The 19,708-nt window shown below is 47.2% G+C and carries 19 protein-coding genes; 11 read left to right on the top strand and 8 right to left on the bottom strand.

The window, feature by feature from the left end:
- Positions 1-41: 41 nt before the first annotated feature.
- Positions 42-611, top strand: coding sequence for a dCTP deaminase (dcd, locus tag AMD24_RS00340; protein ID WP_062100167.1), 570 nt, complete (start codon positions 42-44; stop codon positions 609-611).
- Positions 612-806: 195 nt separating this feature from the next.
- Positions 807-2,408 (top strand): CTP synthase, encoded by a 1,602-nt coding sequence (locus AMD24_RS00335; protein ID WP_062100166.1) that lies wholly within the window; start codon positions 807-809, stop codon positions 2,406-2,408.
- Between the two features lie 77 nt (positions 2,409-2,485).
- Here AMD24_RS00335 and AMD24_RS00330 read toward each other — a convergent pair whose 3' ends face one another.
- Entirely contained in the window at positions 2,486-3,028 is a 543-nt protein-coding gene (locus AMD24_RS00330; RefSeq protein WP_062100165.1) for a DUF1802 family protein, read from the bottom strand.
- 41 nt (positions 3,029-3,069) lie between these two features.
- On the opposite strand from AMD24_RS00330, the gene AMD24_RS00325 reads away from it, so the two are divergent.
- Positions 3,070-3,762: a CehA/McbA family metallohydrolase gene (locus AMD24_RS00325; protein ID WP_062100164.1), complete on the top strand. Its 693-nt coding sequence runs from the start codon at positions 3,070-3,072 to the stop codon at positions 3,760-3,762.
- Between the two features lie 16 nt (positions 3,763-3,778).
- On the opposite strand, the gene tyrS is transcribed toward AMD24_RS00325, so the two are convergent.
- Positions 3,779-4,954, bottom strand: coding sequence for a tyrosine--tRNA ligase (gene tyrS, locus AMD24_RS00320; RefSeq protein WP_062100163.1), 1,176 nt, complete (start codon positions 4,952-4,954; stop codon positions 3,779-3,781).
- Between the two features lie 595 nt (positions 4,955-5,549).
- On the opposite strand from tyrS, the gene def reads away from it, so the two are divergent.
- Complete coding sequence (def, locus tag AMD24_RS00310; protein ID WP_062100161.1) at positions 5,550-6,122, top strand: peptide deformylase; 573 nt, start codon at positions 5,550-5,552, stop codon at positions 6,120-6,122.
- Between the two features lie 26 nt (positions 6,123-6,148).
- On the opposite strand, the gene AMD24_RS00305 is transcribed toward def, so the two are convergent.
- Positions 6,149-7,090, bottom strand: a complete 942-nt coding sequence (locus AMD24_RS00305) for a ferritin family protein (RefSeq protein WP_062100160.1) — start codon at positions 7,088-7,090, stop codon at positions 6,149-6,151.
- A gap of 88 nt (positions 7,091-7,178) precedes the next feature.
- Between AMD24_RS00305 and AMD24_RS00300 the strand changes: the two genes are divergently transcribed.
- The 3 genes from AMD24_RS00300 to rsfS all read left to right on the top strand — a co-directional run bounded on the left by AMD24_RS00300 (position 7,179) and on the right by rsfS (position 8,957).
- Positions 7,179-7,772 (top strand): ribonuclease H-like domain-containing protein, encoded by a 594-nt coding sequence (locus tag AMD24_RS00300; protein WP_062100159.1) that lies wholly within the window; start codon positions 7,179-7,181, stop codon positions 7,770-7,772.
- A 92-nt stretch (positions 7,773-7,864) separates the two neighbouring features.
- Positions 7,865-8,461 carry a nicotinate (nicotinamide) nucleotide adenylyltransferase gene (gene nadD, locus AMD24_RS00295; protein WP_062100158.1) on the top strand — a complete coding sequence of 199 codons (597 nt, stop codon included), beginning with the start codon at positions 7,865-7,867 and terminating at the stop codon, positions 8,459-8,461.
- Between the two features lie 136 nt (positions 8,462-8,597).
- Positions 8,598-8,957, top strand: a complete 360-nt coding sequence (gene rsfS, locus AMD24_RS00290) for a ribosome silencing factor (protein ID WP_235503190.1) — start codon at positions 8,598-8,600, stop codon at positions 8,955-8,957.
- A gap of 103 nt (positions 8,958-9,060) precedes the next feature.
- On the opposite strand, the gene groL is transcribed toward rsfS, so the two are convergent.
- The 5 genes from groL to rnhC form a co-directional block, all read right to left on the bottom strand.
- Positions 9,061-10,692, bottom strand: a complete 1,632-nt coding sequence (gene groL, locus AMD24_RS00285; protein ID WP_062100157.1) for a chaperonin GroEL — start codon at positions 10,690-10,692, stop codon at positions 9,061-9,063.
- Positions 10,693-10,736: 44 nt separating this feature from the next.
- On the bottom strand, positions 10,737-11,036 hold the full coding sequence (groES, locus tag AMD24_RS00280) for a co-chaperone GroES (RefSeq protein WP_062100156.1): 300 nt from the start codon (positions 11,034-11,036) through the stop codon (positions 10,737-10,739).
- Between the two features lie 99 nt (positions 11,037-11,135).
- Entirely contained in the window at positions 11,136-13,097 is a 1,962-nt protein-coding gene (dnaK, locus tag AMD24_RS00275; RefSeq protein WP_082382972.1) for a molecular chaperone DnaK, read from the bottom strand.
- 461 nt (positions 13,098-13,558) lie between these two features.
- Complete coding sequence (locus AMD24_RS00270; protein WP_062100155.1) at positions 13,559-14,515, bottom strand: hypothetical protein; 957 nt, start codon at positions 14,513-14,515, stop codon at positions 13,559-13,561.
- A 435-nt stretch (positions 14,516-14,950) separates the two neighbouring features.
- On the bottom strand, positions 14,951-15,907 hold the full coding sequence (rnhC, locus tag AMD24_RS00265) for a ribonuclease HIII (RefSeq protein WP_062100154.1): 957 nt from the start codon (positions 15,905-15,907) through the stop codon (positions 14,951-14,953).
- 11 nt (positions 15,908-15,918) lie between these two features.
- Here rnhC and AMD24_RS00260 point away from each other — a divergent pair, with 11 nt between their 5' ends.
- The 4 genes from AMD24_RS00260 to AMD24_RS00245 all read left to right on the top strand — a co-directional run bounded on the left by AMD24_RS00260 (position 15,919) and on the right by AMD24_RS00245 (position 19,690).
- A complete protein-coding gene (locus AMD24_RS00260) occupies positions 15,919-16,938 on the top strand; it encodes an A/G-specific adenine glycosylase (protein ID WP_062100153.1) in 1,020 nt (339 codons plus the stop codon).
- The gene (gene trpB, locus AMD24_RS00255) at positions 16,904-18,157 is read left to right on the top strand and encodes a tryptophan synthase subunit beta (protein ID WP_062100152.1); all 1,254 of its coding nucleotides are present in this window, start codon (positions 16,904-16,906) and stop codon (positions 18,155-18,157) included. Before AMD24_RS00260 ends, trpB begins: the two co-directional genes overlap by 35 nt.
- 146 nt (positions 18,158-18,303) lie before the next feature.
- Positions 18,304-19,065: an exodeoxyribonuclease III gene (locus AMD24_RS00250; protein ID WP_062100151.1), complete on the top strand. Its 762-nt coding sequence runs from the start codon at positions 18,304-18,306 to the stop codon at positions 19,063-19,065.
- A 256-nt stretch (positions 19,066-19,321) separates the two neighbouring features.
- Positions 19,322-19,690: a hypothetical protein gene (locus AMD24_RS00245; protein WP_062100150.1), complete on the top strand. Its 369-nt coding sequence runs from the start codon at positions 19,322-19,324 to the stop codon at positions 19,688-19,690.
- The last annotated feature ends 18 nt before the right edge of the window (positions 19,691-19,708 follow it).

The following is a 19,708-nucleotide window of genomic DNA, read 5'->3' as shown; positions in this document are numbered from 1 at the left end:
GGGTTTACTTCCTCAACCCCTTTTGGGAGAATGTGCCTACTATGTCAGTTTGTTCGGACCGATGGATATGCCGAATGGCCATTGAGTGCTCTATGATTGAGCCGTTCGTAGACAGGCAAATCCGGTCTAACCGGGATGGTCAGCGGGTTATTAGCTACGGGTTGTCTAGCTACGGCTACGACTTGCGGGTGTCGGACGAGTTTAAAGTTTTTACCAATGTTTTCAATACAGTAGTCGACCCAAAGAACTTTGACTGCTGCTCTCTTGTAGATATCAAAGCGGACATCTGCATTATACCTCCTAATTCTTTCGCACTAGCCAGAAGTGTTGAATACTTCAGGATCCCAAGGGAGATACTCACTATTTGCGTCGGGAAATCTACCTATGCGCGCTGCGGAATCATCGTTAACGTTACTCCTTTCGAGCCAGAGTGGGAAGGATATGTTACACTGGAGATCTCCAATACTACTCCACTGCCTGCAAGGGTCTATGCTAACGAGGGACTTGCTCAAGTGATCTTTTACCTTGCACATGAGCCCTGCAATGTGAGTTACGCAGATCGTGGTGGAAAGTATATGTGGCAAAAAGGCATTACGGTGCCCCGGATATAAAAAAGCTTTGTGGAATCAGAATTCCATGATGTGTCTATCTGTCTAGACGTCTAAGTACATGGACTCCGCGTTCTTTATGCCAGGAGAAGGTAGATGGTGTGAGTATGGCATGTCGCTTAGTAGCTGTGTCGGTAAACATAGCCTTTCCTTAGGGGTATTGGGCTTTCCAGTTAGCCACACTCTCCTTAATTCCGCGTGAAATATATTTTCGTGACTGGGGGTGTCGTAAGTTCCCTTGGAAAGGGAATCGCAGCTGCTTCCCTTGGGACTCTTCTTGAGCGGAGAGGATTGAAAATTTCCCTCCAAAAGTTGGATCCTTACCTCAATGTGGATCCTGGTACCATGAATCCGTTTCAACATGGGGAAGTTTATGTGTTAGCAGATGGCTCTGAAACCGACCTAGATCTTGGCCATTATGAGCGATTTACGCAGTGTGTTCTTTCCCGTTCCAATAACGTTACTAGCGGACAGATCTATGAAGCAGTCCTATCCAAGGAAAGGCGAGGTGAATATCTTGGGAGAACCGTGCAGGTAATTCCACATATCACTGAAGAAATTAAGGCCTGTATTCGTCGCCTTAGTTGGACGTCTAGCGTAGATGTAGTGATTACGGAAATCGGAGGCACAACTGGAGATATTGAGGGTCTACCATTCCTTGAGGCGATCCGGCAATTCATTCTCGAAGTTGGCATTGGTAATGCCATCATTGTTCACGTAACTTTGATCCCTTTTATTAGGGCTGCAGGGGAGTTAAAGACCAAGCCTACACAGCAAAGCGTGGCCAAGCTGCGTGAGATTGGCCTTCAACCTCAAGCCCTTATCTGCCGTAGCGAAAAGCCCTTGGATAGGGAAGTACGCCAAAAGCTTTCCCTCTACTGCAATGTTTCTTATGAAGCGGTAATCGAGGCGCGCGATGTGGAGCATACTATCTACGAGTTTCCCATTAATCTGAAGGCTGAGGGGTTGGACTCTTTTGTCTGTAAGGCGTTAAAACTCCAGACACCGGAGCCAGATATGGCCAGCTGGGAGGGGTTTGTGTACCGGGTAATCCATCCAAAGGTTCGTGTGTGTATTACCATTGTTGGGAAGTATACCGAACTTCAAGACGCCTATAAAAGTATCTATGAATCTCTGACGCATGCCGGCGCTAGCAATGACTGTGGAGTTGATTTAACTTTGGTAGATGCAGAACGTATTGAACATGAAGGGGCAGAGAAATATCTGCGTAGGACGGCCGGAATTCTTGTGCCTGGCGGCTTTGGAGATAGAGGCGTAGAGGGTAAGATTCTTGCTGCTAAGTTTGCGCGGGAATCTCGCATCCCATATCTTGGGCTTTGTCTAGGCATGCAGGTAGCAATTATTGAATTTGCCAGGGGGGTATGTGGATTAAAGCATGCCAACAGCACGGAATTTGATCCTGCAACTCCTCACCCTGTTATTGCTATTCTCAGTGAGCAACTTACAGTTGAGAACAAGGGGGCCTCTATGCGGTTGGGAAGATGCCCAATTATCATTCAAAAAAATACACTCGCCTATCGGGTGTACGGGCGGACGGAAATTCAGGAACGGCATCGACACAGATATGAGTTCAACGTACATTATCGGGCACAGATGGAGAAGTATGGCTTTGTGATTAGTGCCATATCACCTGATGGCGATCTGGTTGAGCTGGTCGAATTACGAGACCATCCTTGGTTCCTTGCCTGTCAATTTCACCCAGAATTTCAGTCCAAACCTAATGATCCACATCCCCTCTTCCAAGGCTTCGTTGCTGCCTGCATTGCAAACCAACCGTAAGCTTGACTCCATATCTAGTTATTATCGGACAGCCAGGTTCAGGAAGTCGATCCTTCTGGAAGGAGTATAACGCCTTTTTAGCTAAGGATTGTTTCTAGCGCTTGCTTACGTTGTTGGTGTAGTTCGTCACCCACTGCGGGTACCAGGACAGGAGTTTCCCGTTGCGGAGGAACTTCTACCCACGAGCGGCACCCACCGTACCTTTCCTCATATGGAATATAGTGCAGAGGATTCAAGCGAAATACTCGTACTAGAGCTACATGGATGCCCCACCCTCTGTTCTGGAAACGCTCCTGGATTACAAAGTCCTGTAAGATGTGAAACTCTCGAAGGTGGACGATTTTTTCTTTGTCCCGTATAAATCGCACCCACTCTACAGAGGCTAAATAGCGGATTTCCAATGTATTTCCCGCAAAAAACGGGAATAGATTGTCTTGTAGTATTGTTTTTTCTAGCTGCCCATGGAACCAAGTGGGGAACAGAAAAAACTCTTTATACTTGAACCGGAACCCAGACTTGCCTTCAGAAATCCCTCCCTTTCGGATTAAGATATTTTGTTGCCCTCTTCCAAGGGCTTCACATACTAGTGCCCACTCTTTAAATGCTGGAAACATGTCCATTTTGGATAGATAGTTACGCGTTGCAGCGTAGCACAGTAAAGATGCTTTATCGTTTTGATTTTCATACTCATTCATTTTTTTCTACAGATGCTTCAAGTAGTCCGGAGCAACTCGTAGAAGTTGCTAAGTCCCGTGGACTAAGTGGGATCGCTATCACTGATCATAATGATTGCCAGTCTCTTCGGTATTGTGTCCAAAATGGACTCATGCGGGAGGATGGGTTGCCAGTGGATGATTTTTTAGTCTTTCCAGGGGTAGAGGTTTCTACTGCCGATGGACATTTGCTGTGCATTGGAAGTACCATCCCTGATCGGAGAGGAGCCTCTGCTCTTCAAGTAGCAGAAGAGATTCGCGCACGGGGAGGAGTCCCTATTCCTCCCCACCCTTTTGATCGATGGCGTGCCAGCATTTCTCCTGAAATTATGGATCAGATGCAATTGGAAGTATTGGAAGTATTCAATGCAGCAGTTCTCCGAAAAAAATATAACCAGCAAGCTCACATATATGCCATGACACGTTCCCTGGGAATGGTTGCCGGGAGTGATGCTCATCATCAAACAGCCGTAGGAACGTGCTGGACGGTATTAGACTTAGAGAATCTTTCCGTCGCTAGTGTCTTGTCTCAACTCCCAAAATCTGCCCAAATTGGCGGACACTACTCCCCCCTTTTGGAGGGCCTAAAGAAGTATTCTGGAAACTGGTTCCGTGTTTTCAAAAGGACCAGCAAGCCATAAGGAGAAATGCTTTACCTTAAACGGATAAACGGACTGCGTGCGTTCTATCTAGCTTGAGAATTCCTGAGGAATCAAAGGTAAATTGTACATGCGGATCAGAAATTTTTTCCCCTCTCCATCGTACACTACCTTGCTCGATGAGACGCCGTACTGCTCCGCGAGATTTATGTATGCCAAAACACCTGGAATAGACCGAGATAACAATCGATGTCGGATCATATTTCCCTTTTGCAAGGGAGTAGGGGGGGAGGTTAAGGCCCTCAAGGTTTCTCTTACTGAATCTAAGGTTAAAGCTTTCCAGAGCTACTCTCGCCGCTTCCCATGAGTGGTATTTACTGACTATCCGACGAGCGAGTTCCCTCTTGGCATCCATAGGATGGATGCTGGATGAGGGGATGGAGTCGCGAAGTAATAATTCGTAATAGCGCCCCGTTATGGCGTCTGGAATACTCATGAGCTTTCCAAACATCACCTCCGGAGTTTCTGCGATACCTATGGCATTGTTAAGACTCTTACTCATTTTTTGGATACCATCCATCCCTTCCAACAGCGGAAGAAGCATGGCAATCTGCTGAAGCAGCCCCTCTTCTTTTTGCAGATGCCTCCCCACCATAATATTAAAGAGCTGATCCGTCCCACCCAATTCAATATCTGCCAGGACTTGCACGGAGTCCCATCCCTGCATAATTGGATACTGAACTTCATGGAGGCGTATAGGGAACCCTTGATTTATGCGATCCCTAAAATCTTCCCTTCGGAGGATTTGCTGAATAGTAACAAGGCTATTCAGATGGATTATCTTTTCAAGCGACATTGTTCTGAACCACTTGCTGTTGAAGACAACATGCGTCTGTTCTTGATCAAGAATCTTGAATACTTGTTTTTGATAGGTAAGAGCATTGGACATGATTTCCTCATAAGTCAATTTGGGACGGGAAATCGAGCGCCCACTAGGATCCCCGACTGTGGCTGTAAAATCTCCCATGATCAAGATGCTGTCATGGCCTGCTTCTTGAAACTGGCGTAGTTTATCGAGAGCGATAGTGTGGCCAAGATGAATATCCGGTGTAGTAGGATCCACTCCAAATTTTACTCTAAGAGGACGGTTTGCTGCTAGTCTGATCTGTAACTCCTCTGGTTTAAGGATCTGCAAGCAGTTACCGGCAAGAGTTGTAAAAATATCGGATCTCATTGAGTATATTGATAGTTAAAGGCAGTTTGCGCTGTCCCATGTGATCTGCTTTGCACTAGAATTAGTGTGGATCCCTTCTTTCCTAGCTTCTATCACCCCTTGTCAGGAAATAGCTGATCCTCAATCTTGGTCAGATTCTTGTGGAATTGAGAGCGCAACACATGCTGGACTTGGTAGAGTGTGAGAGATAGGGCTTTTGGGCTACTGCTTTTACGGGAGGTTGTGCACTCTAGCTCGAGTATATAGTTCAGATTGGGGATCAGGTTAATGGGTTGCAGCAATTCTTTTCCTTCCATACATCTCTAGCAACTAAAAGATGGCTGGACTCTCTTTTTGAATTTACGGCCACGTTTTGCTCTAGTGAGAGTCTTAACTCATGGATTATCTCCCTGAGACTTTTGCCGCATGGGACAACCAAAATCCCTCCTTGGCAGGGACCCCCCGTTGCCAACCAGCAAGCTTGTTGAAGGGCTTGTCACTTCCAATCCAGTTTTGGGTTTCACTCTAACAAAGCTATGACCTAGACCAGATTAGACGGTGATACAGAAGCACAAAATTAAAGGAATTGTGGAAAACTTGAGACGAGACAATCTATATGATTCTGAAAATTGTCAGCTATGGACACCCTACTCTTCGTGTGAAGGGTAAAAATGTCGCCCAGATAAACAAGCGTATTCTTCGACTTGTGGCAGATATGACCGAAACTGTGATCAATGCAAACGGGATTGGCTTAGCAGCTCAACAAGTGGGGTCGCCCTTGCAGCTTTTTGTGTTAAACCTACCTCAAGACACATGCCTAAACGCAATGTTCCCAGCCGTAGGCTCTGCTCCCTCTCAGCTCTCAATGCCAGCTGTGGTGGTGAATCCGAAAATCGAAACCTATGGGGGGATAGTGTATGCCCTGGAGGGATGTCTTAGTTTTCCGATTGCAGAGGGATCCTATCCCATTCAAGGGCTGGTACCTCGTCCTTCTCGCGTTTTTCTCCATGCGCAAAATTTGGAGGGAAAAAAGATGGAATTTCATGCCGCAGGGCTACTAGCCCGTGCTATTCAGCATGAATTTGACCACCTTCAAGGGGTCCTTTTTATAGACCGCATGGATCCAGGTACCCTAGAGGAGCTAAGACCTGCTGTAGAAAGGTTGCTTAAGCTCAAGACCGAGAATTAATTGGTGGCTAAAGAGGAGGGTTGTTGCTAGGCATTTCCAATGAGCATGCCAGCGAAGAAAACCAGCAACCCTCCAGCAACCACCTGGAAAAGCGCTGAGGTCCATGGGATGGCCATATACCTGTGCCGCACCCATGCAATGGTAAAAAGCTCCACCACGACTACACCAATGGCAACAGGAGTAGCAATGGTTATCTCATGGATTATCAAGTAGGGGAGAGTGTGGCCAATTCCCCCAAGGATAGTCATGAGTCCGCAGACACCTCCACGGGCCCATGGTTGACCGCGACCGGTGAGACTTCCGTCGTCGGAAAGGGCCTCTGCAAATCCCATACTAATTCCAGCACCTACACTGGCGGCAAGCCCCACCAGAAACGTTTCCCAGCTTCTATGTGTTGCTAAAGCAGCGGCAAATACTGGAGCGAGCGTAGAAACGGAGCCGTCCATTAGCCCCACAAGCCCTGGCTGAACTACTTGCAACACGAAGAGACGTGCGTTATTCGCTTTCTTTTCTTCTGCCCGCCGCAGTCGTTTAACACTAAGTTCGTGAGAACGTTCTGCCTCAGCAAGATCTTCTAGAAGTTGCTGGATCGTGATATCATCGCTCTTCCGAGCGGCGAGTTCATAAAAATGCTTGGTTTCTGTTTCTATGGTTTCCGCCTCACGTGCAGCTGTTTCAGCGTTGAATGGATGAATTAGCCAAACAGGGTTACGAGATATAAAACCTCGAATGTCTCGTCGGCGAATAGAGGGTATAGTGGTGAAACCAAAGAGTGTTTGATAGATTTCTAGGAGATGGCGACGGTGGCCACTTTCTTCTCTTCCAAGTTTTCCATAGTCAGAAGCTTTCTTAGGGTGAGTAGATTGGAGTGCATCTGCGAAGTTTCTGTAAATTCTTGCATCTTCTTCCTCCAAAGAAATTGCGAGGGCGAGAATTTCTTTGGAATTCAGGCTTTCGAAGGTTCTCATTCTAAGGCTTTTTATCTAGGAGTAGAAAATAAAAGGACAGGCAAACGGTCTATCCCGTATATGTACCGTGGCCACACTAATAAGTCTTATGGGAGAAGGGGACCCAGCCGCTGGCGGATTCTATTATAAATTTGTGACAAAAGACATAGTTTACTTTGACTTGGAAACGCAGAGGACAGCAGGTGATGTAGGGGGATGGAATCGTAAGCAGTTAATGAAAGTGTCCTTGGCAGTAATATTTAGTACCAAGGATGGAAACTATACTATTTACCCAGAAAAACAGGTGGGGGAATTAGTTACACGGCTTCAACGGGCGGATATGGTAGTCGGCTACAATATCCTCCACTTTGACTATGAAGTTCTTATGGGATATACGGTCTTGGACCTGCCGCACTATCTGCCAACGTTAGATTTAATGGTCGATGTAGAAAGGGCAGTCGGACACCGTTTGGCATTGAATGCACTAGCTCAGGCAACATTGGGTATTGGGAAGATAGCAGATGGATTGGATGCTATTCGATGGTGGAGGGAGGGAAAACTCCTACAGATTGCGGAGTACTGTTGTTTTGACGTAAAGGTAACCCGCTTGGTACATGAATATGCTCTCCAGCATGGAGAATTGTTCTATACGGACCGTTTTTTTCGTAAGCGGAAAATTTCCGTCAATTGGCGCTGCTTATAACCGTATCTGAAAAAAGTCTCTGGGAACTTGTTAGAAGGTCTTTGTGATTGTTTTACCTCTTAATTACAGGCTTGCTCTCTCTACTCGCCCCTATGAAGATTGGTCTTTACGGCGGGAGCTTTAACCCCATCCATCATGGTCACTTAATTTTGGCTCGAGATGCCCTAGAGCAATTAAGCCTAGACAAAGTGGTTTTTATCCTTGCCAAAGTTTCCCCATTCAAACTCTCCTTGCCTTCTCCTGTTCCAGGTAAGTTTCGTGCTCACCTACTTGAAGTCGCTCTTAAAGGAGAGCCTGAATTGGAATGGGACGATTGTGAGTTGGGACGCGACGGTCCCTCCTATGCCATTGATACAGTCCGTCAGATGCGAAGACGTTATCCTACTGCAGAATTTTTTTACTTCATTGGGGACGACCATCTCCCTACTCTTTCCAAGTGGAAAGAGTATAAGACATTGTGTCGTCAGATCCATTTTGTCGTCTTGAGCAGGGGAGCGGTTACATCGGGGACTACCACTTTTCCTACCATTAGGAGGAGACTGGACATTTCCTCCTCAGAGATACGGAACCGACTTTCTCGAGGCTACTCGATCCGATACCTACTCCCAGAGCCTGTTCATGAGCTGCTGCTTAGCTCTAGGTGGTATCGGACTTGCTTTCATCTGGAAGATGGATGGAAGGACCTGTAGTCCCTATTCCTTTTGCTAGGGCAAAAAAGGACATGGCGTAACACTACTCTGGATTCTACTCCCTATTTGGTGGGGCTAAGTTGAAGGATTTTACTATTTCTACACCAGCCATTTTGGTTATCCTCTAGGAGATTTTATGAGAGAGAGATTTGGTGTGATAGAAATGTGTGCCCATGCAGCTTCTGAAAAGAAGGCAGAGAACTTAGTGCTCTTAGATTTACGTGGCATCTCCTCATGGACGGATTTCTTTCTCATTGGTAGCGCGCTCTCGGAGCCACAACTCAAGGCGATTGCTTCTTCTATCCGCGAGCAACTAAGGGATCGCCTGCAGCTGCAACCATTGTCAGTAAGTGGCTCGCCTGCTAGCCAATGGATAGTGATCGACTACGGTGGAGTGGTAGCACACCTTTTTCTAAAAGAGAAGCGGGAATTTTATGCTATTGAGAACCTTTGGCGAGATGCTCCTCGCCTGAGGGGCCCATGGCTGGATCGTTAGGGGCAAGAGCAGCAATTTGGAAAAAAGAGCTAAAAGGCAGCTCCGAAAAATCGGAGCTGCCCGAAGGGGCATGGGGTAGTTAAACCCCTTCTTGGAACTAGTTTCAGTAGTCCATACCTCCCATTCCGCCTGGAGCAGGTGGTGTCACTGGCTTCTCTTTCTCTGGAATCTCTGTAACAAGGCCCTCCGTAGTGAGAAGAAGCCCACTGATAGAAGCAGCATTCTGCAGCGCAGTGCGAGTTACTTTAGCAGGATCTACCACACCAGCTCTCACGAGGTCTTCGTAGGAATCGGCGGCTACATTATAGCCATCATTGCCTTTACGTTTTTTCACCTCTTCAACAATCAAAGCGCCTTCCTTTCCAGCATTGTCAGCCAGCTGACGCAGTGGAAATTCGATGGCCCGACGAATAATATTCGAACCGATTCTTTCATCCCCCTCGAAGTGAAGGCTATCCAAGACCCTCTGTACTCGGATGAGGGCAACTCCACCACCGGGAACGATACCTTCCTCAACAGCTGCACGGGTAGCGTGTAGCGCATCCTCAACACGAGCTTTCTTTTCCTTCATTTCAGTCTCCGTAGCGGCGCCTACATTGATGACAGCTACCCCCCCTGCAAGTTTAGCGAGACGCTCTTGTAGTTTTTCACGGTCGTAGTCACTGGTAGTCTCTTCAATTAGACGACGAATTTGGGCCACACGACCTTGAATATCTGAGCTCTTACCCTCCCCCTCCACGATGGTAGTGTTTTCTTTGTCAATCGTGATCCGCTTGGCACGCCCTAAATCCTCGACCTGAACGTTCTCTAGCCGTATACCCAAATCTTCTGTAAGGCAACGCCCACCAGTAAGAATAGCGATGTCTTCAAGAATTGCCTTACGGCGATCTCCAAATCCAGGGGCTTTAACGGCAGCAACCTGCAGTGTACCACGTAACTTATTCACTACCAGTGTAGCAAGAGCCTCTCCTTCTACATCTTCAGCAATAACCAGAAGCGGACGACCGGCTTTTGCTATCTTTTCAAGCAAGGGAAGCAAGTCCTTCAAGCTGCTAATTTTCTTCTCATGGATAAGAACATAAGCATTCTCCAAAGCTACCTCCATGCTTTCAGTGTTAGTTGCAAAGTATGGAGAAAGATACCCCTTATCGAACTGCATACCCTCTACCACTTCTAAGACAGTTTCAATCGATTTGTTCTCTTCAACCGTAATGGTGCCATCCTTACCAACCTTCTCCATGGCGTCAGCTATGATCTGTCCAATAGTAGAGTCCCAGTTGGCAGAGACAGTCGCTACCTGGGCGATTTCAGTGCTGTCTTTAACCTTTTTAGAAATCTGGCCAATCTCCTTGACAAGAGCATCAACTGCCTTTTGGATGCCACGCTGAATTTGGGTAGGGTTCGCACCTGCGGTTACATTTTTCAACCCCTCGCGATAGATTGCCTCGGCGAGCACCGTTGCAGTTGTGGTACCATCACCTGCCAAATCAGAAGTCTTGGAGGCTACTTCGCGTACCAGTTGAGCACCCATATTCTCATATGGATCTTCTAGCTCAATTTCCTTCGCAACAGTTACACCATCTTTAGTGATAGTTGGGCTTCCAAATTTCTTGTCCAAGATAATATTTCGACCTGAAGGACCAAGAGTCGCCTTAACTGCCTTGGACAGTTTTGATATACCGCGCAGGAGAGCCTGCCTAGCTTCTTCGTCAAACAGTAATTGTTTCGCTGCCATAAGAATATCTACTATGAGTGAATTTTATAAACTACACGTGGTGCCTAAATACCAATAACTCCCAAAATGTCATCTTCACGAAGAATGAGATACTTTTCATCATTGAGCTGTACTTCTGTACCACCATATTTTGAGATGAGAACTGTATCCCCAACTTTGACGGTAAACTCAATCCGCCTACCGTTATCATCGATTTTTCCAGTTCCAAGTGCCATCACTTTTCCCTCCTGTGGCTTTTCCTTGGCCGAGTCCGGGATAATGATGCCGTGTTTCACTTGTTCCTTCTCGTCGCTGGGCTTTACAAGTACCCTGTCAGCAAGAGGCTTAAAGTTACTAGCTGCCATAGTTTTAGATTTGTATATGTGTTAGGTTGTTTGGGTTCTAACAAGAGCACTTTCCTACCCCAGGGATAGAGCACTTGTTAAAGTGTTGAAAATTACGAACTACTCTTCCGGACGTTTCTTTTTGTCTTCATCCATCATTTCAAATTCTGCATCGACGACATTTCCACCCTGCTTACCTCCAGTCTGAGGTGTCGCATCTCCAGAGTCAGAGCTGCTGGATGTGTCTGGCGTTTGAGAAGAAGCAGCCCTTTTATAAAGTTCAGCACTGACTGCTTGAAACTTCTGCTGCAGATTGTCGTACGCTTTAGTAACGGCATTTATGTCACCTTCCTTAAGAGCCGCTCGGACTTGGGCAATTGCCTCTTCGACAGTTTTTCTGGTCTCACTATCTGCTTTGACATCAAGCTCTCTTAGCTGCTTCTCACATTGATAGGCAAGGTTGTCAGCATTGTTTCGGGTTTCGATTTCCTCCCGCATCTTACGATCTTCCTCAGCATGGGCTGCCGCAGCATGCTGGGCTTTTTCGATGTCTTCCTTGCTAAGGCCACTAGATCCTGTAATAGAAATCTTCTGTTCCCTCCCACTTCCTAGATCTTTAGCAGACACACTGAGAATTCCGTTGGCATCGATATCAAATGTCACCTCAATTTGCGGGACACCACGGGGAGCCGGTGGTATTCCATCCAAATGGAATACGCCAAGCTGTTTATCATCGCGGGCCAGCGGGCGTTCCCCCTGTAGAACCTTAACTTCTACTCCAGGCTGATTATCAGAGTAAGTCGAAAACACCTGAGACCTACGCGTAGGAATTGTAGTATTACGGGGAATCATCGCTGTAGCTATACCTCCAGCAGTTTCAATAGCAAGGGTAAGAGGAGTAACATCCAAGAGCAGGATATCTTTCACATCCCCCTTAAGTACACCCCCCTGAATTGCTGCTCCTACTGCTACTACTTCATCCGGATTTACACCCTTGTGAGGTTCCTTGCTGATAAGCTGCCGCGCAGTTCCAACTACTTTCGGCATCCTGGTCATACCCCCTACAAGGACCAGTTCTTCAATATTGGACTTTTCCCATTTCGCGTCCCTTAGACAGTTCTCCACTGGTTTAATGGTACGCTCGAATAGGTCATCCGTCAGCTGCTCTAATTTTGCGCGAGTGAGCTTCTTCTGAATATGCTTTGGCCCAGAAGCATCTGCCGTGATAAAGGGCAGGCTGATTTCATATTCTTGAGTGCTAGAAAGGGCGATTTTTGCTTTTTCGGCTTCTTCTTTAATGCGCTGGATGGCATCTTTTTGCCTAGAAAGATCCATTCCTACATCTGTTTGAAATTCCTTTATAACCCAATCCATAATGCGGTTATCCCAATCATCCCCTCCAAGATGGGTGTCACCGTTAGTGGCACGCACTTCAAAAACGCCGTCACCTATTTCCAATGCGGAAATGTCAAACGTGCCTCCTCCAAGATCGTAAACCGCTATTTTCTCATCTTTTTTCTTGTCAAGACCATAAGCCAAAGAGGCTGCCGTAGGTTCGTTAATGATGCGCAAAACTTCCAGGCCAGCAATACGCCCAGCATCTTTGGTTGCATTTCTCTGTGAGTCATTGAAATAGGCTGGAACAGTAATTACTGCCTGTGTGATACTTTCTCCCAGTTTATCCTCGGCATCAGCTTTAAGCTTTGCTAGGATGATCGCCGAAATTTCGGGGGGGGAGAACGTTCTTATCTCACCCTCTACCTCGACTTGGATGTGGGCGTCGCCGTTAGCTGATTTAATAACCTTATATGGAATGCGGTGCAGCTCGTCTTGTATCTCATCGAATTTGCGACCCATAAACCGCTTGACACTGAATATGGTATTAGCTGGATTGGTAGCGGCTTGCCGTTTGGCAGATTGTCCTACTAGACGCTCTCCATTCTTGGAAAAGGCCACCACTGAGGGTGTGGTTCTAGCGCCTTCAGAATTTTCTAATACCAGAGGCTCTCCACCTTCCATAACTGCCATGCACGAATTCGTCGTTCCCAAGTCAATTCCTAAGATTTTAGAGGATTTAGACATTTTTCGTAAATGTTCTCCTTACGGGTTCTATGCAGCATAATCTGTTCCAAAAACGAGAATTCTTGTAAAGAATCTTGAAACGAATAACTGCATATCAAAGCCATCATGGACATAGCAGGTGTTCGCGGCCACAGAAGGGCCACAATGACCCAACTCTTGGGACAGAAAGCTATACTAAGTTACTAACTGACTCTATTATATTCCGTATTCCGTTATTTTCGTTCTGTTTAGAGAGTCGTTAGAAGATCTAAAGGGGCCCCCTTAACTCTGAAGAACGGCGGACGTGGCAAGACGAGACAAAAAAACTCCCTTCTTGAGGAAGGGAGGGGAAGGGCCCCGGCGGGAACAACAATCAGAAGCCCGCGTGCTGCTCTCCGCGTGCGGAGCAGCACGCGAAAAGCAGCTTCTTCATCTAGGTTAACATGGACTGACTATATCACTTTCAGCAAGTCTTCCCTTATTTAGGAAAGGGCTTCCTTCTTCCATGCGTTGAAGGCGTTCCATTTTTCCTTAAGGATCTCGGGACGAGAGAGGCCGAGTGGAATGAAGAACTTACCACCCTTTCTTAGATCTACGCGCTCCAAGTCTGCGTCTTTCTTAATATCCTTTCTGTCATCCTTTCTGTCCAGTTTGGAGGATCTTAGATCTACGCGCTCCAAGTCTGCGTCTTTCTTAATATCCTTTCTGTCATCCTTTCTGTCCAGTTTGGAGGATCTTAGATCTACGCGCTCCAAGTCTGCGTCTTTCTTAATATCCTTTCTGTCATCCTTTCTGTCCAGTTTGGAGGATCTTAGATCTACGCGCTCCAAGTCTGCGTCTTTCTTAATATCCTTTCTGTCATCCTTTCTGTCCAGTTTGGAGGATCTTAGATCTACGCGCTCCAAGTCTGCGTCTTTCTTAATATCCTTTCTGTCATCCTTTCTGTCCAGTTTGGAGGATCTTAGATCTACGCGCTCCAAGTCTGCGTCTTTCTTAATATCCTTTCTGTCATCCTTTCTGTCCAGTTTGGAGGATCTTAGATCTACGCGCTCCAAGTCTGCGTCTTTCTTAATATCCTTTCTGTCATCCTTTCTGTCCAGTTTGGAGGATCTTAGATCTACGCGCTCCAAGTCTGCGTCTTTCTTAATATCCTTTCTGTCATCCTTTCTGTCCAGTTTGGAGGATCTTAGATCTACGCGCTCCAAGTCTGCGTCTTTCTTAATATCCTTTCTGTCATCCTTTCTGTCCAGTTTGGATTTAGAGAGCGCAACCCTCTGGTTCAAGAGAGAGGAAGCAGCCCTCTTCTTCTCTAAAGCCAATTCCTCCTGAGTTTTGCACTTCTCCTCATAGCATTTACTTCCCTTGACTACATCACTTCCGTTGGAACGATGTGTCATTATAGGCACAATAATACGAGATGTGTTGTTTATGTTATTCATAAGAGAAAAGAGTACCAGCCGTACAGATAGTCTATACCCCAGTTGAATAGTCTATACTTCAGTTGAAGTCAAACGATTGTGAAAAAATTCTTCCGCCTATAAGGTTTTCTTAGAAGGCTGACGGGAATCATGGCAGAAGCTCCTTATAGTTACAGGAAACAGGGATGGGCAAGGGAATATGTAGGAGGGGGCTAGAAAGAAAAAGTGTGCCACCAGAAGAGCTGAGCATATAGGCAAATGTACGCAAGTCTGGCAACGGCGCATAGGGTACTACATACGCGGTCCTTATCCACTGTGGGCATTATAGTATACATGGTTCTGCTCAGCTTCCTGAGCTCGATTCTTAAATGGAGTGTTTATCGATCAGAAAAATCCCCGCCCGCACCTCCTGGAAAGCCTCAAGATTTTTCCAATCCACTGGACAAGAACTCATACCTAGGGCAAATGAGAACGGCGGACAAGAAGCGAAACTTCCGTAGCAGTTTTAAAGTGAATCTTTGCAATTTTGTGAAGAATATGCAGGCCATGCTTTTCTACAGCAGTCACGGCAGCATTTTTAACAGCCAGAGAGGCACCACGCGGAAGACGAAGAGCATGCTGTGCAGACGCGACATCTAGCCAGTCGATAAGTTTTTCCCTAGCTAGGATAGAAGCGGCAGCTACTGCGACATCTGATTCTGCTTTAGTACGTTGTTTAAGGCAAAGCTTTTTACCATAAGTCATTAAGGCTTGCTGAAGAAGGCTCACATCTGCAAATTGGTCAGACAGGGCGTATGGACAATCCGGCTGTTTTTTGCAGAGATTTTCCAGAACGCGAGCGTGGCCCCACGCGAGAAGCTTGTTTAGGTTGCCAAATCGGAGAAATAGTTCGTTGTATTTCAGTGGCGAGATGGCAATGACCTCCGACGGGGCGCCAGATTTGCGGATTTGCCGTGCGAGGTCGCGGATACGTTTATCTGAAGAAATACGCTTGCTATCTCGCACTCCAAGTGAGGAAAAGATGTGCGCAAGGCTGTGGTCCACGTAGGTCCCAGCGATGACTAGGGGGCCAAAAAAGTCGCCTTTCCCACTTTCATCAATACCAAAATGTGGTGCATGGAGTTCCGATTGAACTGCCTCAGTATAGCCAAAAGAAGCCTGTTCGAATACATTAGGTTCTAGTTGAAACGTGACGAAATCCTCGATACCCTTGCCCTGGATGAGTACCTTTGGGCCCTTTTGGTAGACAACTATGCGCAGTTTATCCTTCTGTGCGCAGAAGACCGTATGAGGCTGAATTGCAAGCTGAAACCCGTGGAGCGTCAATATTTGGCGGAGCTTTTCAACCTGACGGAGGGTGAGTGGGGCAGTGTAAGTGTGAATAGCAAGTGGTTGAGACGCTAGAGACCGCATACGGTGCGAGTATGGCCCAACAAAAGATGGAGCGCAATCTCCGTGCTTGGTTTCAAAAATTCGGCAGGGATTTACCGTGGAGACGCACTGTCGACCCCTACACTATTTTGGTCTCAGAAATCATGCTTCAGCAGACGCAGGTAAAAACTGTTCTGAGGTATTTTAGTCGTTGGATGGAAAAGTTTCCGGGTATTGAGATCTTAGCGAAAGCTCCTGAGGATGCTGTGCTTGGGTTATGGCAGGGATTGGGATACTATAGCCGCGCGCGCAATCTGCATCGAGCAGCCAAAATACTGGCGCAGCTTCCTATGTTTCCCAAAACCCCAGCAGAGTTAAAATGTTTGCCAGGCGTTGGTGACTACACTGCTCATGCAGTGGTTGCTTTCGCATTTGATGCCTGCGTGCCGGTGGTAGATGCTAATACTGCGCGTGTACTCAGCCGTTTGTTCGATTACTCTCGTCCAGTAAACACCGTTACCGGTATTCGCGATCTGCGTGAGATGGCGATTTCTCTTCTTCCTATCAAAGGTGGTGGGAGATTGCACAACTCTGCTATAATGGAGCTGGGTGCTTTGATTTGCAAACCGCGGAAACCCTTATGCTTTCAATGTCCACTACGTGTAGAGTGTCGGGCCCGCACTCCGGAGTCTAGGCCTGTCAAACGTCCTCACATGCTTCCTCAGAAGGTAGAAGATCATCGCGCATTCCTGTATGATGAGGAGTCAATTTGGCTCATTCGCTCTTCTGAGCGGTGGTGGGTTGGTTTGTGGATTCTACCCACCTTACGGAGAAGACCATCGGGTCCTTGCGACTGCATAGTTAAGTTTTCCATAACACGTCACGAGGTAACGATGCGGATTTGGAGGTGTGCAGTGCTAGCAGAGGATAGGAGGAAACTTCAGAAGGTTGCCTTAAGGGACTTAGAGCAAATGGCAATGCCAGCACCGCATCGGCGGGGGGTTGCAGCAATGGTAGAAATGCTTCATACTGGGACATATGACAAAAGTTCAGAGCTTGCTTCATTCTCCTGACGTTCGCGGGTATTTTGGTTCCTATGGGGGTAGATTTATCCCTGAAACGCTAGTGGATCCATTGAGGAGGTTAGAAATAGAATATCAGAAGATCCAGGGAAACCCTGCTTTTTGGAAAGAGTGGAAGAGTATTCTCCACAACTTTTGCGGGCGCCCGACGCCGCTGTACTTTGCAGAGAGGCTAACGGAGAAACTGGGTGGCGCTCGTATCTACTTTAAGCGTGAAGATTTGCTCCATACGGGTGCGCACAAAATTAATAATGCAATAGGACAGATCTTGTTGGCCAGGCGTATGGGTAAGCACCGCGTTATTGCTGAGACTGGAGCAGGGCAACATGGCGTGGCTACGGCTGCGGCTGCTGCACGGTTTGGGATGGAATGTGTTGTCTATATGGGTGCAGTGGACATGCATCGTCAGGCGCTCAATGTATCTCGTATGCGCCTGTTGGGTGCGCAGGTAGTTCCTGTCTTGGCTGGACAGTCTACTCTCAAGGAGGCAGTTAGTGAAGCAATGCGGGATTGGGTTGCAAATTCTAGGACGACGCACTATGTCTTGGGGTCCGTACTGGGTGCTCATCCTTATCCACTAATAGTGAGAGATTTTCATCGCATTATTGGCGAGGAGGTGCGCCAGCAGGTCCTTGCGTGTGAGGGGCGTTTGCCCGATCTACTTGTTGCGTGTATAGGGGGTGGGAGTAATGCTATGGGCTTGTTTTACGCTTTTTTGCAGGACATGTCTGTGCAGCTGGTTGGAGTTGAAGCAGGTGGGAGTGGTATACGGCCAGGATGCCACGCGGCTCGTTTCCAGGGCGGAAGGGTTGGAATTCTCCAGGGAACCAAGACTTGGCTTCTTGCTGATCAAGATGGTCAGATTGAGCGGACACACTCTATCTCAGCGGGGCTAGATTACCCAGCAGTTGGTCCTGAACATAGTCTACTTCGTGAGATAGGACGAGTAGAGTATAATTATGCAACGGATGCTGAAGCGCTGGAGGCTTTCCGGATATTTAGTCGCTGTGAGGGAATATTGCCGGCTTTGGAATCGGCACATGCCATCGCTTACGTTCTCAAAATAGGCCCTACTCTCCCTCGAGAGAGGATCATTCTAGTTAATCTTTCCGGACGAGGGGATAAAGACGTAGAGCAGGTTGCTAAAGAACCAACGGAGTGCACAGGTTCTCCGGCTGGCGCTCAGAGCCCTGCATTACCTCCACCGTAGCAGCGACAAAGTATCGACTAAAGGGAAAGCAGAAGCAATAGATTTTCACCTGGATAGTGGTCATTGCACCGCAGGGTTCCTGCTCGTTCTCCTTCTATCCCCTCACATACTTTTCTCACAGCTAACATGGATCTTAATCTAGCCAGTTGAGACTTATTTCTTGGAACGTTAACGGAATTCGCTCCATCCTTTCGAAAGGATTTTTCTCCTTTCTAAGGGAGAGTCAGGCTACGGTCATATGTCTCCAAGAGATAAGAGCATACCCTAGCCAAGTAGCAGATGTTTGTTGGCCTGCTGGGTGGCATCTTTTTTGGAACCCCGCTAGCCGATATGGATATGCCGGCACATTGCTTATGACTCGGCAACTGCCATTGCTGGTCACTACTGGGCTAGGAATAGCCCAACATGACAACGAGGGACGCGTCATCTCTGCTGAATTTCCAGGTTTTTATCTAGTCAATGTCTATACTCCTAACTCTGGGAGGAAACTAACCCGCCTAGACTATCGCATTCAGGAGTGGACTCCTGCTTTTCTTGGGTACCTTCTTCGCCTGATGAAGAAAAAGCCTATCATTTTCTGTGGAGATATGAACGTTGCTCATCAAAAAATCGACTTAGCACGACCTCATGAGCACGCACGACATGCTGGGTTTACTACCGAAGAGAGAATGGCCTTCTCGAAAATTCTTGCTGCTGGATTCCTCGATACCTTTCGAATATTTCACACTGAGGGTGGGAATTATACCTGGTGGAGTTACCAAAAATCTTCGCGAGCACGGAACGTAGGATGGAGAATCGACTATTTTTGTGTTTCAGCCCATCTACGAGGATCCCTCTGTGATGCTTTTATCTGGCCGTTTATCCCTGGTTCAGATCACTGCCCGGTTGGAGTCGAAATTTTTGTATGAATGTTAGATTATGATCAGCTTCAGGCTGGATGGTTCACTTGAACCAGGCCCAGTATGAAGTTCACCGTGTTCATGATGTCTATATTGGTCATGTACCTATGATCACGTGGGGTTCTTGAAAGAGAGGAGATGTAGAAAGGATGCCTAGAAACCACGCAAGTAGATTAACAAAACATTCACCTGTTTCGGCAAAAGCCTGCGGGTGCTTTTTCTGCACGCTTGACAAATTACCCTGAAGTCAAGCTAACTAGGCTGCATGCCGGTTTTAGCCATATGCTTTGGAGTCTTGTTGGGCGTTTTGGGGGTTGCTGGGTTTTTAGGGACAGGGTGTAGGGCGGCGACTGCTTTGATTCCATCTTCTTTTGGAATACTCATCCTGTTTCTGGGTATGATCGCTGCTCGCAGCGCTCACCTGAGGAAGCTAGCTATGCATTGGGCGATAGGGGTGGCCCTTGTAGGGGCTGTTAGCGCTATGGTGCGTGCCTTTCCAAACGTTGCCAAAGTATCTGCGCTAGAGGGCGGACGTCTAGTTGCCTTTTGGATGCAAATCACAATGGCGGTACTGTGCCTCACCTTTCTGGGTTGCTGCGTAAAATCATTTATGAATGCCCGAAGGAAACCTTAGGGATTTATAGGTAAACCG

The sequence above is a fragment of the Candidatus Xiphinematobacter sp. Idaho Grape genome, from assembly GCF_001318295.1.
GTDB lineage: Bacteria > Verrucomicrobiota > Verrucomicrobiia > Chthoniobacterales > Xiphinematobacteraceae > Xiphinematobacter.
The sequence above is the reverse complement of the archived record's forward strand: the minus strand, read 5'-3'. Positions and strand labels throughout refer to the sequence as shown.

Coding starts and splice junctions, on each gene's coding strand:
- dcd (WP_062100167.1), top strand. CDS start 42: ATGTCAGTTTGTTCGGACCGATGGATATGCCGAATGGCCATTGAGTGC.
- AMD24_RS00330 (WP_062100165.1), bottom strand. CDS start 3,028: ATGGACATGTTTCCAGCATTTAAAGAGTGGGCACTAGTATGTGAAGCC.
- AMD24_RS00325 (WP_062100164.1), top strand. CDS start 3,070: ATGCTTTATCGTTTTGATTTTCATACTCATTCATTTTTTTCTACAGAT.
- tyrS (WP_062100163.1), bottom strand. CDS start 4,954: ATGAGATCCGATATTTTTACAACTCTTGCCGGTAACTGCTTGCAGATC.
- def (WP_062100161.1), top strand. CDS start 5,550: ATGATTCTGAAAATTGTCAGCTATGGACACCCTACTCTTCGTGTGAAG.
- AMD24_RS00305 (WP_062100160.1), bottom strand. CDS start 7,090: ATGAGAACCTTCGAAAGCCTGAATTCCAAAGAAATTCTCGCCCTCGCA.
- AMD24_RS00300 (WP_062100159.1), top strand. CDS start 7,179: ATGGGAGAAGGGGACCCAGCCGCTGGCGGATTCTATTATAAATTTGTG.
- nadD (WP_062100158.1), top strand. CDS start 7,865: ATGAAGATTGGTCTTTACGGCGGGAGCTTTAACCCCATCCATCATGGT.
- rsfS (WP_235503190.1), top strand. CDS start 8,598: ATGAGAGAGAGATTTGGTGTGATAGAAATGTGTGCCCATGCAGCTTCT.
- groL (WP_062100157.1), bottom strand. CDS start 10,692: ATGGCAGCGAAACAATTACTGTTTGACGAAGAAGCTAGGCAGGCTCTC.
- groES (WP_062100156.1), bottom strand. CDS start 11,036: ATGGCAGCTAGTAACTTTAAGCCTCTTGCTGACAGGGTACTTGTAAAG.
- dnaK (WP_082382972.1), bottom strand. CDS start 13,097: ATGTCTAAATCCTCTAAAATCTTAGGAATTGACTTGGGAACGACGAAT.
- AMD24_RS00270 (WP_062100155.1), bottom strand. CDS start 14,515: ATGAATAACATAAACAACACATCTCGTATTATTGTGCCTATAATGACA.
- rnhC (WP_062100154.1), bottom strand. CDS start 15,907: ATGCGGTCTCTAGCGTCTCAACCACTTGCTATTCACACTTACACTGCC.
- AMD24_RS00260 (WP_062100153.1), top strand. CDS start 15,919: ATGGCCCAACAAAAGATGGAGCGCAATCTCCGTGCTTGGTTTCAAAAA.
- trpB (WP_062100152.1), top strand. CDS start 16,904: ATGACAAAAGTTCAGAGCTTGCTTCATTCTCCTGACGTTCGCGGGTAT.
- AMD24_RS00245 (WP_062100150.1), top strand. CDS start 19,322: ATGCCGGTTTTAGCCATATGCTTTGGAGTCTTGTTGGGCGTTTTGGGG.